Consider the following 17,193-nt stretch of genomic DNA (forward strand, 5'->3'; position numbering starts at 1 on the left):
TCAGGCTGCTGGCAACACACACTCCGCAACCTGCGCGCCCCGCGCCTCTACACGCCGAAACTCCTCACTGATCGCGGCAACCAGCGGCGCATCCTTGATCGGGTCCAACCCCGGATACGGCCGCCCGTTGTAATTACCGGTATAGGTCAGAACCGCTTCTATGCTGCCCGCCTGCTCATACACCCGGCGGATCAATTGGCTTTCCTGGTCTTTTTTGTCGGTGCACTTGAGTGCGTAATGCAGGGCCAAAGCACTGCCAAACTGCAGGGCACTGCTGTCAATGCCATGTTTTTTGGCCAGATCAATGCTGCGAAATATCCGCTCATTGCGTTGCAGTTTACGCAGAGGGTCACGCCCGACACGCGCGCACGGATCCTTGAAAGAGGTGTTGCAACGCTCCAGAAAGGTTTTCGAGAAGTCAGACACGGCATCGGCCATTTGCGGGTTTTCGGCCACCAGTGCGGGGCCAACTTCCTGGCGAATCAGCCGTTCAGCCAAGGTGCTGACACGCGAGTCCCCCATGCCCTGCCCCAACCATGAATAACCCAACAGGCTGGCGTACCAAGCAATGATCGCGTGCGGGCCGTTCCACAGCAGGTTCTTGATGACCTGTGTCTGTGTGATGTCATCTACCGTTTTAACTTGGCGCAGGCGCTCCAGCAGGTTGCTGCAACGCTCTGCATACAAGGGCATGTCCGATTCACTGTTGAACAAGATCAAGTGCAATTGGCTGAGGGCGTTGCTCGACTGGGCGAAGGGCCGAAAACGTGCGATCAGACGCTCGTACTCTGGCACTGGCACCTTGGGCGACATTTTGCGGGTGGCGGGTTGCTCACTCAGGCTGTTCTGGAAAATATTCGACTTAATCCGCAACTGCCGCACCAGCGCCTCGTTAGAGATTTTGGAGACGATGCGACTCACCACCGTTTCCGCAAAATGGGTGTTGTCGAGAATTTTCTGTGCAATCTGCGGCAACACAAGCTGTTCTAACTGAGCGTGTACATGACGTCGTACAAAATCCGCCCCGCCAACTTTATTTAGCACAATCAGGATGGTCAGTTCGCGACCACGACGCTCGAAGCGGCGAATCAGGCCTTTGGCAATCACCTGTGCCTGATTGCGTATGGCCGGCTCTGGAAGGCTCAGACCGACGATTTCAGCCGTGTCGTACATGCGAATCACCGCTTCGGCGTCGTCCATGTCGATCATTCTGAGGTTTTCGATGGTCTGGTCGAATGAGGTGGCGCCATAGCGCACGCTGAATCGGCCGAACGCCTGAATGGTTTCACGCAACATCCGTGAGCGGGTTGCCGCAATAATTTCACACGGTCGGGTGTAGCCATCCCAGTGAGAGAAAATCTGCGTCAAGTAACCGCCGCCCATGGCACCAAAGCCATGAATACCGACACTGAACTGGTTCAGGGCCTGCGGAAAGCTCTCGGTCAGCTCAGGCGTGCCAAGGTCGGGCATGCAGTCGTTCAAATCGCCCAGAAACCCATGCATGGTTTGGTAAGCCTTCAGGGCTCCCGCCTTGACCTCAGGCGCCGGGGGTTTGATGTCTTCAATCAGGATCGGCTGGCCATTGGCACGAATCGCCGATAGCAAACCGTTTTCAGAATCTTCAAGCATCAGGCAATGCTGCGGCTGACAATTGAGTGCGCTGGCCGCTGCTAGAAAAATTTCTGGATGCGGTTTGCCCTGAGTCACTTCATCACCGCACACGGTGACATCGAAATACTTCAACACATTGGCGTTGATCAGGTACTCCTCAGCAATCGCGCGCCGACTGGACGTGGCAACAGCCATGGTCAGGCCGTACTTGCGCAAGCGCTCAAGCACTTCAAGCAAGCCATCCTTGATCGGCACGCCATGGTCACGCACGTAGTTCAGTTCCAACTCATCAGCGCGCTGCCGGACTTCAGCGTAGGGGAAGTTTTGTCCATGATTTGCCTTGGCCAATGCCTCGGCTTTTTTAGCACTCAAACCCAGAGAGCCTATGAGGGTTTCTTCGCTCAGAGGTGTACCAAAAATTTCAACGGCCGCCTGTTTGAGCGTCTTAAAACGCAGGCGTTCGGTGTCAAACAGGGTGCCATCCATGTCGAAGATGACACTAAAGATTCTCTTGCCCTGGAAATAGATCATGGGGGGTTACTCCTTGTACCGCGAGGTTCAGATAAAAAGCCGGGCAGCAGAACGCACTGTTGGAAACGCACAGTGGACGCGCCGGTTGGGCGAGTTATCGCAAAGCAGGCGGTGGGATGTAACAGTGGCGCCAGTTGGCGCAGTTACCCGAGAAATACGGAATCAACTGGGGCAAAACAACGTGTGCAAAGAGACGAGAAATAAACCCTGTGGATGCGCTGATGCGGCGTTTGACGTGAGGCCCACAACTCGCAATCAGGGATGCGGGCTGTGAGCCGAACTGGCGATTGATACGTGTGATTCCATCCATATGGGTTTGTCATTTCCTGTAATACGATTGAATGCCTTTTTAGCTATAACGCACTAGGAGGCTCTAGATCAAGGCGGATCTACACGCGCTTGCAGAGGGTATGGGCCAAATTCAGGTTCATTACATGGAATCGCTGCGCAGTGCTCAACATAGCGATAAACAAATCACCTGGGCAGTTCCACGCGTCACGATTAACCCAAGGTCAATACCCGCCTGTATGATGGCGCGCATAAAAAAGCCCCGGAGATTTTCGTCTATCACGGGTCGGCCATGGTTTAGGAGCTTTGCATGAACATGCTTTACCGGACTTTTAACGAGGAGGAGTCCGCACCACGGTTCGCACTCAATGTTCTGACCCTCGGCATGTTACTGAGTAGTAGCGTTTCAATCGCCCAGGCAGCTGAAACCGAACTGCCGGCAATCTCCGTGACCGGCTCCAATACGGCCGACTATCAGACTGACGCGGCCTGGGTCAGTGGTTTTCAACCCGCGCCGTTGATTGATACTCCCGCGGCAATTTCGGTATTCAACGAAACCCTGATCAAGGACCAGCAGGCCCGTTTGCTCAGCGATGTGCTGAAAAATGACGCCTCGGTGGGTGAAAGCTACGCGCCCATCGGCTACTACGAGAACTTTGTGGTGCGCGGGTTTTCGCTGAATTCGGCCAGCAGCTACAAGATCAATGGCCGTACTATCACAGGCGAACAGAACGTAGGGCTGGAAAACAAACAACAGGTTGAGCTGCTTAAGGGGCTGTCGGGCCTGCAAAGCGGTGTCTCCGAGCCGGGCGGCCTGGTCAATTACGTCACCAAACGGCCCGCTAATGTGCGCTCTGTGACCGTCTCGACCGATGATCGCGGCAGCGGCTATATGGCCGCCGATGTCGGAGGCTGGTTTGGCAGCGAACAGCAATTCGGGCTGCGGGCCAACGTCGCCCATGAAGACATTCATTCCTACGTCGAACACGCCAATGGCCAACGCGATTTCGTATCGCTGGCGTTCGACTGGGACATCAGCCCCAATGCGTTGTTACAACTAGATGTTGAGTACCAGAACAAGGAACAGCGCTCAGTACCGGGCTATCAACTGCTCGGAGGCACTGAACTGCCGCACCACGCCTCACCGAAGAAATTGCTGGCCCACCAAAGTGGCTCCAAACCGGTGACCATTGATTCGCTCAACCTCAACGGCAATTTTGAATACCGTTTGAGCGAAAACTGGAAAGCAAACCTCAGCGCTTCGCGCAGCAAAGTTGTCATCGACGACTACAGCTCGTTTGCCTGGGGGTGTTATGGCTCGGACAGTTGCACCATGGCGGCTGTGCCCAACTACTTCAGCCCGCAAGGCGATTACGACATTTATGACTTCCGCAGCCCTGACGACACACGGCGCAATGATGAGGTTCAGGCCACGCTGAGTGGGCAATTCGACACCGGCGGCATTGGCCATGAACTGACCGTTGGCACCAGTGCATTCAGGCGCGTAGTAGACCAGCGCGAACTGATCAACGAGATGATCGGCAGCGGCAATATCAACCGTGACCCTGAAGACTTTGCGCGTTACGACGGCCCGGTCAATGACAGCTATCGCCGTCTCGATAGCCGTCAATACGGGGTGTTTTTCAATGACCGGATCACCTTTAACGAGCACTGGCAGACCCTTCTGGGCGGGCGCGAAGTGCGCTTGGATGAACGCACGTTCAATAACCAGGGTGACACCACCCGCCATACCCAACGCTATGAGTTTCTGCCCCAGGCCGCACTCATCTATAAACCGGTACAGAATGTTTCGTTGTACACCCGCTACAGCAAAGGCTTGTCGCTGGGGGGCGAAGCGCCATGGTTCGCCAGCAATCACTTTGAAATCCTCGCACCCACTGTGTCGCGCCAGATTGAGGCCGGCATCAAGTACGATTGGCGACGCCTGAGCCTCAGCGCCACGCTGTTCCAGATTCGTCAGGGGTATCAGTACTCACGCCCGCAAGCCGATGGATCATTTATCTATGAGCAGCAAGGCGAGCAGAAAAATACGGGGCTGGAGCTGGCAGCCAGTGGCTGGGCCAGCGAGCGCTTGCAGATCTCGGCCAGTGTGGCGGCGATTCGTGCCCGGGTCACCGGCAGCGGAACTGCGGACTACGAAGGGCATCAGACCCTCAATGTCCCAACCTTGCGCGCAAGTCTCTACGGTGACTATGCCCTCCCCTGGATCAACGGCCTGTCACTACTGGGTGGTGTGCAATACAGTGGCAAAAAATACGCCAGCCAATTAGGTGACGTTCAAGCAGACGCCTACGCAATCTTCAACATAGGCAGTCGCTACAGCACCCGTGTCGAGGGTTACGACACTGAGTTCAGGCTGACCGTAGACAACCTGTTTGATAAACGCTACTGGCGCGATGTGGGCGAGTACATGGGGGATAACTATCTGTTCCAAGGTGCGCCAATGACAGCCCGTCTAAGTGCGTCGATCAACTTTTGACCGCGCACCCTCCCCTCAACATTTAGCGACATCTCCTAGCACTCAATGGGCTTGGTCTGGCCGATAACGGATCAAGTCCTTGTTAGCTTCTGAAAGCCCGGTGGATGACCACCTGGCGCTCAGGAGTTATCTACATGCCTCAACCTTTGCTGCACACGCTAGCCGAACCCGGACAGTTACCCGTCCCGGGAAAAGTCGACTTTAAAACGGCCATGGGGTTGCTCAATATTGCGTCAGTGTTTGACGTCATCCGACTATCCAAAACCCAATTCGTTGAGCAACTGGCGGTGCACTGCGATGACGATGGCGCCCAGGCCTACGACCTAGCCGCAGGTTATGCCGCCCAGCTTGATTTTTTGCATCGAGAGCAAAACCTTTCACATTCCGACAATCAGCGAGTCAAACGCACCCCGGCGACCGAGGTGTATCAAGGGCCTACCTACGCCGCTCTCTTCCAAGAAAACTGGCACACCTACTGCTCTGCCGCATCGCCGGCCGCACTCGATTCACCAGCGGCCTACCTGCGGGCCTTGTACTTGTTTGCGCAACAAGTGGAGAGCAGCGGAAATAACAAATCCAATCGCATCACGTTAGATATTCGACGGCCCTTGCTCAAGAACTTGATCATCGACAATCAAAGTCTGACCCAAGAAGTACCACTGCTGAGCATCGTTAATGAAACCTTGAACGAGCACCTGAACGTCTATATCAACGAACACACCGGCATTTACAAAAACAAGACGGTGAACGAGGCGCTGGCGGTCACTCTTTTTCCCTTCGAACTGCCTTTTGATTTGGCACATCAGCAATGCCTGCTGGGTTTGACAGGCAATAAACCCGCCGTGGGTGAGCTGAACTACCGCTTAAGCCTAAAACTGCCACTCGCAAACCTTTCAAACAACATTTACGGCGTAATTCAGCACCCGGCGTACGAGGCTCAACGGCTGTTATCGGGGTTAAGTCCCCAGCAACAAACTCTGTTGAATTCGCCACTCTGGACCCCCGGTAAAGCGCTTTTCGAAACCCACTATGCCAGTAAAGAAGAAACCCTGAAAAAGCTCGCATACTTTATGTTGCAAACAGGGCTGACGACCGATCAAGTGGATGAGCTGCTGGCCCGCAACAAATACCAGCCCAAAATGAGCAGGCATATCAACCTTAATGCCTTTGAACACCCAGAAAACGAACAGGCCGGCGCGCGTTACGTTAATGGTCCGCAAGCAGATAACCCTAAGCGTCTGAACCTTGAAACCGACGCCACTGGCAATGTTGTGCTGCTCAACACCTCGCCTGCGCGCTTTGACCGGCTACAGCGAATGATCCGCCTGCAACGTTGGCTAGGGATTTCGTTTACGCAACTGGACACACTGCTGTGGAGCGCAATGCAGTGTGAGCAAAACACCAACGATGAGCTTTTGATCAATGACAACACCCTGCGAATGTTGGGTGTATACCGTTATCTGAACCTGCGTTACGGCCTCAAGGCTGAAGAGTTTTCTGCCTTGCTGTACCGACTGCCAGTACACGCCTGTGGCAACAGCGACTCTTTGTTTGATCGTGTGTTCAACCGCAGGCAGTTACTTAACCACCCCTTGCAACTGGATGGCAGCCCTTTGGACCCGGATGCCGGCGACCCGTCAACACACACCACGGTGTATCAGATCTGTGCGGCACTTGGCCTTAGCCCGACCACTGATTCACTCGGTTTGGTGGTGGCTCAGACGCGCAAACACATGGGAGCGCTGGGCAGAAATCTGAAAACTTTTTCATCCTTGTACCGACAGGCCCGGATTGCCAGACTATTTGGCCTCTCGGTGATGGAGAGCGTGCATCTCATCGAGTTACTCGGCGATGGTGCCTACACGAAAAACTTGGTGAAACCCTCCCTGCGAAGCTCGGGTCAGAATACTCCGGCGGACTTCCTCGATGTACTGATGCAGATGGACTGGGCGGTAAGTTGGATTAACGCTAGCGGCAGCAGCGTGCAGCAGATCCACCATCAGTTACTGTTCGACAGCGCTCCGCAAAAAGCCATTATCAGTGAGCAATTGGCTCAAATTAACGCGCTATTCGACGACCTGCAAACTCGACTCATACCTCAAGAACAAATTGACGCACTTGAACTTCCACAAGCAGAAACAGATGCGCCTCCTTTGCAGTATTCATGGAGCGTATTAATGCTTAAGGGGATGTTGAAAGTCCATTCACAGTTCCCACTGACTGCAAATGAGGAAACACTGAAGCGAGGTCTGGCGGCCGCGGTCAAGACCTATGTAACGATGAGTTCCAACCCAGATACCAATCACCAGCTTAAGACAGAAGTCACCAACAAACTTGAGCCACTCTTATTAGCGGCCTATGGACTTTTGCAACCATTTAGAGATAAGGCCGAACACCTTTTCAACGACACGTCCCACGTTTCTGAAGCGCCGCTTTTATTGAGGCATACCATCAAGCATATCGCACACAAGTTTGGAAATGCATTAGGACGCCCCAGTCCCTCCCCCCTATTCAAGCACTTACTGTTATTGCTGGCCGATGCTGAAAACACGTTGCAGTTGCCTCTGTCTCGTCAGGCGCTGCATAAGTTATTGCTCAATCCACACTGGCTGGATGATGACCACGCTCCCGGCTCAATGCTCAAGTTATCGTTCAGTACCTTGTATTTATTTACGCAGTTTCACAAATGCATCAACGTCTATGGGCTAACCCAGGACATGCTGCTGGACTTCTTTGAAACATCAAACCCTGCCGCCATCGTTAGCGAGTCTAGTGACCTATCGTCGACCACCAACTCGTTACTGGCCGCCATGTTCAACTGGGATTCTCAAGAAATCACGGTGCTGGTCAATCGCCTTCAAACCAAACGCGTACGCTCAATGGTGGAACTGGATTGGCTCATGCGTTGCCATGAGGCAGCCATCACCACGGGTCTATCGGCAAACGTGCTACTGACTGCCACTGACTTACAAGCCGACGTTTCAAATGATAATTGGGGGCTGGTGGGCAAAGCCATCATTGCGACACACGAACAATAATGTTTTTTATCTCCGAACGGATCAAGGAATGACCATGCCCCCAACACTCGACCAACAACTCAATGAAAAATTGCGCGATGCTCAACTCGCACTTTACATAACCCACGCGGCCCCTTCAGACAAGGTCCTGGCGAACCTGAAACACTTCAAAGGTATCAAAACTGCCGATGAGCTTTATAACTATTGGTTGTTGGACGTACTGGTCAGTGAAGCGGTGCCTACCAGCCGAGTGGCATGCGCAATAGCCAGCTTGCAACAATATATCAACGCAATCATGTTGGGCCTTGAACCCGGATATGACATTGAGGGCATATCTGCAACGCAACTTAACCAATGGCACAACACACTGCACAATTACTCGGTGTGGCACGCCAGCCAGCAAGTCCGCTACTTTCCATCAACCTATCTAAGCCCTGAATTACGCAGCCACAAGACAGAAAACTTCCAGCAACTTGAAAACGATATTAATCAATGTCGCATTCAACCCAGCACCATTTTGTCGGCCGTTCAGAGCTACCTGAGCCGCTTTGAAGACATTGCCAATCTGACAACACTGAGTGGCTACATCGATGGCGACATCAATGGCATGGCCGACAGCATGTATTATTTCGTGGGTAAATCTAGAGCTGAAAACACTTACTACTGGCGCTCACTCGATATGTCTAAGCGCGCGCTGTATCCGGCAACACATCACCTGAGTAACTTTAAGCAAGACACTCCAGAAGCTTCTGCTTGGTCGGATTGGAAAGCCATTCCTTTACCGGCTTCGGCCAACATACCAGACCGTAGTATTCGGCCAGTCTATTTCAATAACCGTGTATTTATTATTTGGGCTCAAATTATTAGCCCTACATCAGCCGCGAGCCAAAACACCGCCTTTTCCTGGAGTGAACGCGACGAAGATGAAAAACAGTATAAAAAACGTTTAGAACCTTATCTAAAATCAAACTTTACAAAAGTAAGTCTAAGTTTTATTTTTCAGAAACATGACGGTAGCTGGAGCATGCCCCAAGTCTGCATCGATGAATACTGTGTGCTCCGAATAAACACCAACGAAATATATTCTGCCATTACCACTATTGCCACCTTGGATTCAACAACACAGCCCGGCTCACTTTTTCTGGGGTTAAATATCCAAGCAATACGAAATAAAGCCGAATACAAAAAAAACACATTCTCCAGCGATTTTTACCAAGCTGCACGGCTCGATTTACAGTTTGGTATCGAACGTTTACATTCCTCTGGGACAGTCGAGGACTATTTAACATGGCCTTCTCAGAAAGAAACAGCCGAGCGAAATTGGTCCATATTCGTCAAGCACAACCATTCAAACTTTAACTTTCACACACCCCATAGTCAGATTGCAAACGTTCATGAGCTGATCAATAATCAGCCACATTTCAATCAAAATCACTGGAACTATGGCAACTATCAAAATCGCATACAAAACTTTGTCAAAAATCATGACATACAATTCAACACCACTACCTCCACCCTTGAAATATCGTCGACCTTGGCCGCAGATTTTGATAAGTACAAGAGTTTAACATTCGAGGCCAGCGATAATGGCGTAGAAATGAAGATGAAACTCGCGATCAACGTTTCAGCATCTACTGCGCCATTCTATGACTTACACCCGGAATCTTTAATAACTTTAAAATACTTAAAATCCCCGTCTACAAGTATCACCAGCGTGTCTGTCACGAATCACATCACAACGGCGTCATTTTCACAATTCTCAGTGGACTTCAATGTATTGAGCAGCGAATCTATTGAGGATAATCGCTATGAAGCCACGCAACAGTTAGCAGGCAGTGAGATCGGTATCGACATATTCAATGAGTTCTTCTACACCCCTAGTCCGTCGTACACGATCACTGTCAACTTGAGCAATAACGAAACACTGATATTTGATAAAGCCGTCAACACTCCGCTGGAGCGTTCTTATAAACAAATTATCCTTTTTCCGCTCCAACCCGAAAATCCTACGCCGTCGCGTATCCTGCGCAGTAACACCCTACTTATTGGTGAAACAGATTTCTCCCGTCGATACATTAGGGGCAGCGCATCTAATCTTAAAGCGGCTCAGACAATAAACGTTCAATTACAAATAAATCCCAAGACACTGCGCCCGATCGTCGAGCAAACGTCAACCTCAGACGAACACTCCACATTTTCTACAATCACCATTTTGCACGGTGTGATAATCCATGACACAGAGGTTCAGGGCGACATATCTCACCTTATGGGTTACGCCCTCAAGTCCGCACAGATCACGCTGAACAAAAATGCCCTCCCTCTCATTCCTATGGCCCCACGCCTGCAGCGAGTGACATCGAAGAAATATGGTGCCGTTGAATTTATTGATTTCAGCGAATCAGCGATTAAATACAGTGACGCCACCGCATTAAACAGGCGGCGCGCACCGATCAGAATGAATACCAGTTTTGCCGAAAAACTCACTCAAGCAGCCAGCGTCAGTCTTGATACTTTGTTCACCCTTACCCCGGCCGCATGGCTCGAACCGTCGCTAACAGAGGGCGGTCCAGATCAACCTTTAGATTTTCATGGGGCTCATGGCAGGTACTATTGGGAACTCTTCCTATACCTGCCCTGGCTTGTTGCTCATCGCCTTAATTTGGAGCAACGTTATGCCGAGGCCCAAGCTTGGATGCACTACCTATTTGATCCGGCGTATAACGCATCCATTAGCAATGTTCCCCATCGCCACTGGCGACTTAGTGTGCTAACAGCACCCCTGTCCGACCTTAGCTACGCCCAGAACAACCCTCACGATCCAAATCAAATCGCACTGAGCGCTCCGGTTCACTTTCGTCAGGCATTGTTCCAGTTGTACCTGGACATTCTGATCAACCGCGGCGACGCCGCATACCGCCAAACAACCGCAGATAGCCTCGCGGAAGCAAAACTCTGGTATGTACGCGTCAAAAGTCTACTCGGGCCACGCCCAACGATCACCTCGATTGACCCATGGACAAGTATCACCCTTGGCAAACTCAGCTCGGAACCGTCCAGCGAACTGCGTAACCAGGAACGTCAGGCAAGCAACCAAGACTCAACGCAACTAAGCGTCACCCGGTTGCCCTCTGTTGAGAATTTGTCCGGACTCTTGGCCGACACCTCGTATTTACGTCGGCCGTTAAACCCGAGTCTGATGGCTCGATGGGACAAAATCGAAAGCCGATTGCACAACCTGCGCCATCATCTGGACTTAAGCGGAAAACCTCTCCAGACGTCGCTGTTTGCATCGCCCCTATCCCCCCAAGCCTTTATTGCCCGAGCGTTACAAGCAGGCAATGTAGGCAACACGCCACCTGCGGCTTTATTACAAGCCCAAGCCAGCCATTACCGTTTTCATGTGATCCAGGCGCACGCTTTGGCGGCGACCGAAAACCTGATTCAATTTGGGACTACCTTGCTGTCACTGGTCGAACGCAAGGATCAGTCAGAACATATGGCACTTCAACACGCTCAAGCGTGGGACCTGAGCAAAATTTCGGTATTACAGCAATCTCAAGCGTTGCTCATCGATGAGAAAAACCAGGCGGCATTGCGCGCCGGTCGCAAGTCCGTCGAGGCACGGGTTAAGTACTTCTCAAAACAGCTTTTGGAAGGCATTAACTTAGGAGAAGCTCAGGCCAGCCGGCAATTTCAGGAAAGTGCCCATCTGGAGTTGGGTGCCTATGGCGCTCAAGCCGTTGCAGGGGGGTTAATGATGCTACCCAATATTTTCGGCACCTCAAACGGTGGCATGCGTCTAGAAGGTTCTATGTTTGCTGTACAAGCAATCATCCAAGGCGTAGCCCATGAAAAACGCGCCAGCGCTACCCACCTTGATCGCACCGAGCAGTTCAACCGCCGAAACCAAGAGTGGGAGTATTCTCTGGACCAAGCCAGACTTGAGCTCGGCCATATTGATGCGCAGCTTGAAACCTATGCTGAACAAGTGACCAATACCCGCCTGCAACTGCGCCACACCGAAACAGCACTGGCCCAAGCCATGTCGACCTACGAAATACTCAGTAAACGTTTCTGTAACGCACAGCTCTATCAATGGCTTAACAGCCAGCTGTCTGCGTTTTACTTCCTGGCCTATGACGTTACTCACTCATTGTGCCTTGCCGCTCAAGCATGCTGGCAATACGAACGTGCAGACTGGAAGCAGTCTTTTATTCAAAGCAACCACTGGAACAATCAATACCGCGGACTTTCTGCGGGTGAAGCACTCAAATTGAACTTACTGCAAATGGATGCTGCTTACTTACAACACAATGTGCGCGCACTGGAGATCCGCAAAACCGTTTCACTGCGACAACTGCCCGCTAAAGACAGCAGTGCCACGTTGAACAAAGCGTGGGATGTCCTCAAAGAAGACCTGTTAAGTACCGGTACTGTGAATTTTGAATTTACCCAAGCATTGTTTGATGCGGACTACCCAGGGCATCACCTGCGAAGAATCAAGAGCATCAGTGTGTCACTGCCGGCTACGCTGGGGCCCTATGAGGACATCAGGGCGACGTTGACTCAAACCTACAACAAGATCCAGCACAGCGAAAAGGCGGATGAAAGCACTGAAAACCTGCACGTGCGCGAGCAAATTGCACTGTCGTCTGGGGTAAATGACAGCGGCTTGTTTACTCTCAGTTTCGATAACGACTTACGTTATTTACCTTTCGAATACACCGGCGCGGTATCTCGTTGGCAACTGTATTTTCCTAATCATCACACACAGCTCTCAATGCTTAAGTCACTGACTGACATCATTGTGCACGTGCGCTATACGTCCAGCGCCGGAGCCAGAGTATGACAACCCACGCCAACAACATTGAGGTGATGACCCCATCCTTACCCAAGGGCGGTGGGGCCATTCAAAGCATCGGTACCGGCTGGGGCGCAGTCGGCATGACAGGACAGGCATCGTTCGATGTGCCATTGCCTCTTTCTCCTGGTCGCGCGTTTACCCCTGCGTTGAGCCTCAGTTATCGCAGCACGCTGGGCAATGGTCCATTCGGCATTGGCTGGGATTTATCGGCAGGCGCCATTGTTCGTAACACCCTCAAGGGCGTGCCGACGTATACCGATAAGGACGAGTTTATTAGCCATACCGGGGCAGAGTTGATCCCCGAGCGCACAACCCAAGGGGCTCTCAACACCACCACAGTGAATCACTACAATGATTTTCAACTGCGTGTAACCCATACGGTTCTACGCTACTTGCCATGTGTCGAAAGCACGTTCGAGCGCATCGAACATTGGTCTTCAAGCGAAGACCCGGCGGGTTTCTGGCTGGTCCAGAGCCCGGATGGCAACACCCATCTGTTTGGCAAAACCACGGCAGCACGCTGCGCAGATCCGGCCGCCCCTGACCATGTCGTGCAATGGCACCTTCAAGAAAGCCTGAGTGCCCACGGTGAGCAGATTTATTACCATTACAAGAGCGCCGAACAACACAGTTCGCAGCCCGCAGTCCGTGACTTTCGTGCCCAACGTTATCTGGCACGGGTGTGCTATGCCAACCTCAAGGCTCAAACGCATTTCATGCTGTGGGCGACTGATACCCCAGCAGACAACCAATGGCACTTTGAGTTAGTGCTCGACTATGGGGAGCGCCCAGCCGGACGTCGCGACACACCCAGTTATGCCGAGCAGAGGCCCTGGCAGCCACGTCAAGACCCGTTCTTCAGTTATGCCTACGGCTTTGAGCTGGGTCATCAGTACCTGTGCCGCCAAGTGCTGATGTTTCACTATTTCCCCGATGAAGCCGCCATGGGACCTGCTCCAGTGCTGGTCCGACGCCTGATGCTGCAATACCGCTGGACAGAGGGGGCTGGCAATTTATTACGCACCTTGGTTAGCCAGGCGTATGACGCAGATGCCCCCCCTGCTGAGTGGCCGCCCCTGACACTGTCCTACAGCCCCTTCACCTTAAAGGCCGAACCGAAGCAATTTCAGGCTTTTGAAGCGCTGAACGTTCCTGACCATGCTTCGGGCTATCAATTGGTCGATCTGTACAACGATGGACTGCCTGGCGTACTCAGTCGGGCGGATAAAAGCTGGTATTACCGCGAGCCGATAAGAGCCACACAGCCAGCCAAGGCGGATGCCATAAGCTACGGCGAGGCGCAACTCTTGGCCAACATTCCAGTCGCCGATAAAAACCAGGCCGCAGTGCAAGCGCTGAGTGACTTGGATGGTGACGGCCAATTGGACTGGATCGTTGCACAACCAGGCATGAGTGGTTTTTTCACCCTTAAGGGCAATCGAAGCTGGTCGGGGTTTGTTCCATTTGCGGCATTCCCACAAGAGTTTTTTCACCCCTCCAGCCAATTGGTCGACTTAATGGGTAATGGGATCTACGACCTTGCTCTGATCGGCAGCCACAGTGTGCGGATATACATTAATCAGGGCACGGCAGGCTTTGAAGCAGGCAAAGTAATCCCGCACATACCCGATGAAGCTGCGCTCCCGCAACCAGGAAACAGCGCAACCGAATTGGTGGCCTTCACCGATCTATTGGGCAGCGGCCAACAACATTTGATCCGTATCCGCCATGACCATATCCAATGTTGGCCAAATTTAGGGGGCGGGCATTTTGGTAAGGGATTTGAATTTGCTTCATTGCCGTTTTCCTACGCCAGCTTCGACCCTGAGCGTGTTCTCCTTGCCGACCTAGACGGCTCTGGTGCTAGCGATTTGTTGTACTTGGAACCCGACAAGGTGCTGATTTTCATGAGCCGTTTTGGTCATGGATTGCAACCTCCCGTTCAATTGAAGTGGCCTGACGGGGTGTTTTATGACCGTTTCTGCCAGGTCACGACTGCCGACTTGCAAGGCCTTGGCTGTTCGAGCCTTGTGATGTCCACCTCTCAAGGGGCAACGCGGCATTGGCGCTACGACTTCGTCAGCCAAAAACCTTACTTGCTGACGACCACCGAGAACCACATGGGCGCCAGAGGTGAGTTGAATTACCGCAGCAGTGCTCAGGAATGGCTGGATGAAAAACGTGAACACCACCAAGCCAATAAGCAACAGATCAGCGGCTTGCCATTTCCATTGCACGTGGTCACCCAGCAACAGCAATTCGATTTGATCAGCGGTAACCAAATAGCTCAGCGTTTCCAGTATCGCGAAGGTTTTTACGACCCCGGCGAACGGAAATTTCAGGGGTTTGGGCTATTGATCGAGACAGATGCCCAAACCGGACCGAACCAAGCGCTTGAAGCTGGCCATACCGGAGCACTGCTGCGCAAAGCTTGGTTTCACACCGGCAAGGACCTCGATATGTCTCGCTCGGACTACAACCAGTCCGATAAAAGTGCCCAAACACTTGGGCTAACACTGTTGGGCCGCCTGGAGCCTGGCAACCTCCAAGACAGGTTAATTTTGACTCCCAGCGCTGCGGACGTACACGCAATGAAAAAAGCCCTCAGTGGCTCACCACTGCGCGAAGAAATCTATGCCGCTGACGATCCTGCTGCCACTGCCGTGCCTTACACAGTCAGTCAACAGCGCTATCTGGTACGGCAGCTTGGGTCAACTGACTCAGTGTTGTTGTTGCCCCTTGAGTCCGTCAGCTATCGATATGAGCGTGAGCCTGATGACCCTGCCTGTAGCCATACCCTCAACCTTGCCAGGGATGCTTACGGCAGTCTTTTGCATGGGATGACGGTTAATTACGCACGCCGCAAGCGGGTAACTGATGCGGCACCGTTCAGTGATCCGCATCAGCAAAAATGGTGGCGAGATACCCATGACCCAGCTCAACAAGCTGACTACTTGACGGAGATCCGGGCTCAGCCCATACATCTAGACGCCCCTCAGCGATGGCGTCTGGGATTGCCTTATCGCCAGCGCAGTAACGCGTTGGTACTCGAAAAAGGCTCGCTTAGCCATATTAGCTACGAGCATTTCATTGCCAACACGCCTGATAACCCAGTGGGTGCGAATGCCGAATGGGTATTAGCAGGGGCATCGGTGCAGTATTACTGCCTTGCGCACCGCACTGTATCGTTGCCTGCCGGCCAAGCCAGTTTTGAGGCCTTGCCCCATCACCTTGAAAGCGCCGAACTGGACGAGCACGCGCTAGCAGTCTATGAAGATGTGCCCCACATGCCGGGATCCGGGCCCTATGACCTAGAGAAAGAACTGGTCCGTGCACACTATCACCCCATGACACTGTTCCTACCAGATCCTGGACCAAACGTGCCAGAGCAAAGCGCGAAGACCACTCTGTGGTCGCTCAAGCTAGGGTTTGCGGTGTACGACGATGCCGCCGGTTTTTACCGAGCCAACTATTTTCGCGCCACTCAATGCCACGGTGTCACGGTTGTCGGACATGACCCCTATAAATGCTTGTTGAACTGGGTCAAGACGGCTGATGGCTGTACAACCACAGCGGTGTACGATTATCGCTCCTTGATGCCAGTACACATCACCGATGCACAAGGCACCGTACAGCAAGCACGCTATAACGCTTTTGGCCAATTATTAGCGACCAGTTTTTACGGGCGCGAAGAAGGTAAAGCGGTTGGGTTTGAGACACTCGACAACTATGTTCGCCCGGCCAATGACACTCCTGAGATGGCCATCGCCAACCCCACAGACGCTTTGATGAAAGCCGCCAGCGCCTGTTTTTACGCCCCCTTTAGCTGGATGCAAAAACGCGAGCCGGTGCATGTTGCCGTGTTGCAAGCAGATCGTTACAGCACAGATACGGGTGACGTTGAACCGATCATTAGAATCAGCGTGGCTTCCAGCGATGGCTCCGGTCGAGTACTGCAAAACAAGCAGAAAACAGTGCCCGGACCTGCTTATCAGGTCGATCCTGGTGGGGTATTGAAACTGGACGCCACAGGAAGACCACTAACGCTTGAAAGCAGCCAACGCTGGCGAGTCAGCGCCAGAGTCGAATACAACAACAAGGGCCTGGCGATTCGCAATTATCGTCCCTACTTTGCCGATCATTGGCACTCCATCAACGACGCGTCACTTCGCGAAGGTGGTTACAGTGACCAACTGTTTTACGACCCACTGGGGCGACTCATTAAAACCATAAATGCCAGCGGCGATATGAGCCGCCAAACCTATTGCACGTGGTACACCATCAGCGAAGACGAAAACGATACTTACGAGCCTCCTTCCACCGCGTCTTGATGAGCATGCGCGTAACAAGACCGTAGCCTTGGCTACGTACCTGTGGCCGCC

General features: G+C 52.6%; 5 protein-coding genes. 4 read left to right on the forward strand and 1 reads right to left on the reverse strand.

All coding sequences use genetic code 11. From position 1 onward, the window contains the following. Entirely contained in the window at positions 1-2,142 is a 2,142-nt protein-coding gene (gene mtlD, locus B347_RS0110500) for a bifunctional mannitol-1-phosphate dehydrogenase/phosphatase (RefSeq protein ID WP_019409676.1), read from the reverse strand. Between the two features lie 598 nt (positions 2,143-2,740). Between mtlD and B347_RS0110505 the strand changes: the two genes are divergently transcribed. The 4 genes from B347_RS0110505 to B347_RS0110520 all read left to right on the forward strand — a co-directional run bounded on the left by B347_RS0110505 (position 2,741) and on the right by B347_RS0110520 (position 17,142). After that, complete coding sequence (locus tag B347_RS0110505) at positions 2,741-4,930, forward strand: TonB-dependent siderophore receptor (RefSeq protein WP_019409677.1); 2,190 nt, start codon at positions 2,741-2,743, stop codon at positions 4,928-4,930. Between the two features lie 134 nt (positions 4,931-5,064). After that, positions 5,065-7,968 carry a Tc toxin subunit A gene (locus B347_RS0110510; protein WP_019409678.1) on the forward strand — a complete coding sequence of 968 codons (2,904 nt, stop codon included), beginning with the start codon at positions 5,065-5,067 and terminating at the stop codon, positions 7,966-7,968. A gap of 28 nt (positions 7,969-7,996) precedes the next feature. Beyond that, positions 7,997-12,796, forward strand: a complete 4,800-nt coding sequence (locus B347_RS0110515; protein ID WP_237719117.1) for a neuraminidase-like domain-containing protein — start codon at positions 7,997-7,999, stop codon at positions 12,794-12,796. After that, positions 12,793-17,142, forward strand: a complete 4,350-nt coding sequence (locus B347_RS0110520) for a SpvB/TcaC N-terminal domain-containing protein (RefSeq protein WP_019409680.1) — start codon at positions 12,793-12,795, stop codon at positions 17,140-17,142. Before B347_RS0110515 ends, B347_RS0110520 begins: the two co-directional genes overlap by 4 nt. Positions 17,143-17,193 lie beyond the last annotated feature (51 nt).

The sequence above is a fragment of the Pseudomonas psychrophila HA-4 genome (assembly GCF_000282975.1).
Lineage (GTDB): Bacteria > Pseudomonadota > Gammaproteobacteria > Pseudomonadales > Pseudomonadaceae > Aquipseudomonas > Aquipseudomonas psychrophila_A.

What these genes read in the sequence shown, in the direction of transcription:
- mtlD (WP_019409676.1), bottom strand. Translation starts at nt 2,142, where the DNA reads ATGATCTATTTCCAGGGCAAGAGAATCTTTAGTGTCATCTTCGACATG.
- B347_RS0110505 (WP_019409677.1), top strand. Translation starts at nt 2,741, where the DNA reads ATGAACATGCTTTACCGGACTTTTAACGAGGAGGAGTCCGCACCACGG.
- B347_RS0110510 (WP_019409678.1), top strand. Translation starts at nt 5,065, where the DNA reads ATGCCTCAACCTTTGCTGCACACGCTAGCCGAACCCGGACAGTTACCC.
- B347_RS0110515 (WP_237719117.1), top strand. Translation starts at nt 7,997, where the DNA reads ATGACCATGCCCCCAACACTCGACCAACAACTCAATGAAAAATTGCGC.
- B347_RS0110520 (WP_019409680.1), top strand. Translation starts at nt 12,793, where the DNA reads ATGACAACCCACGCCAACAACATTGAGGTGATGACCCCATCCTTACCC.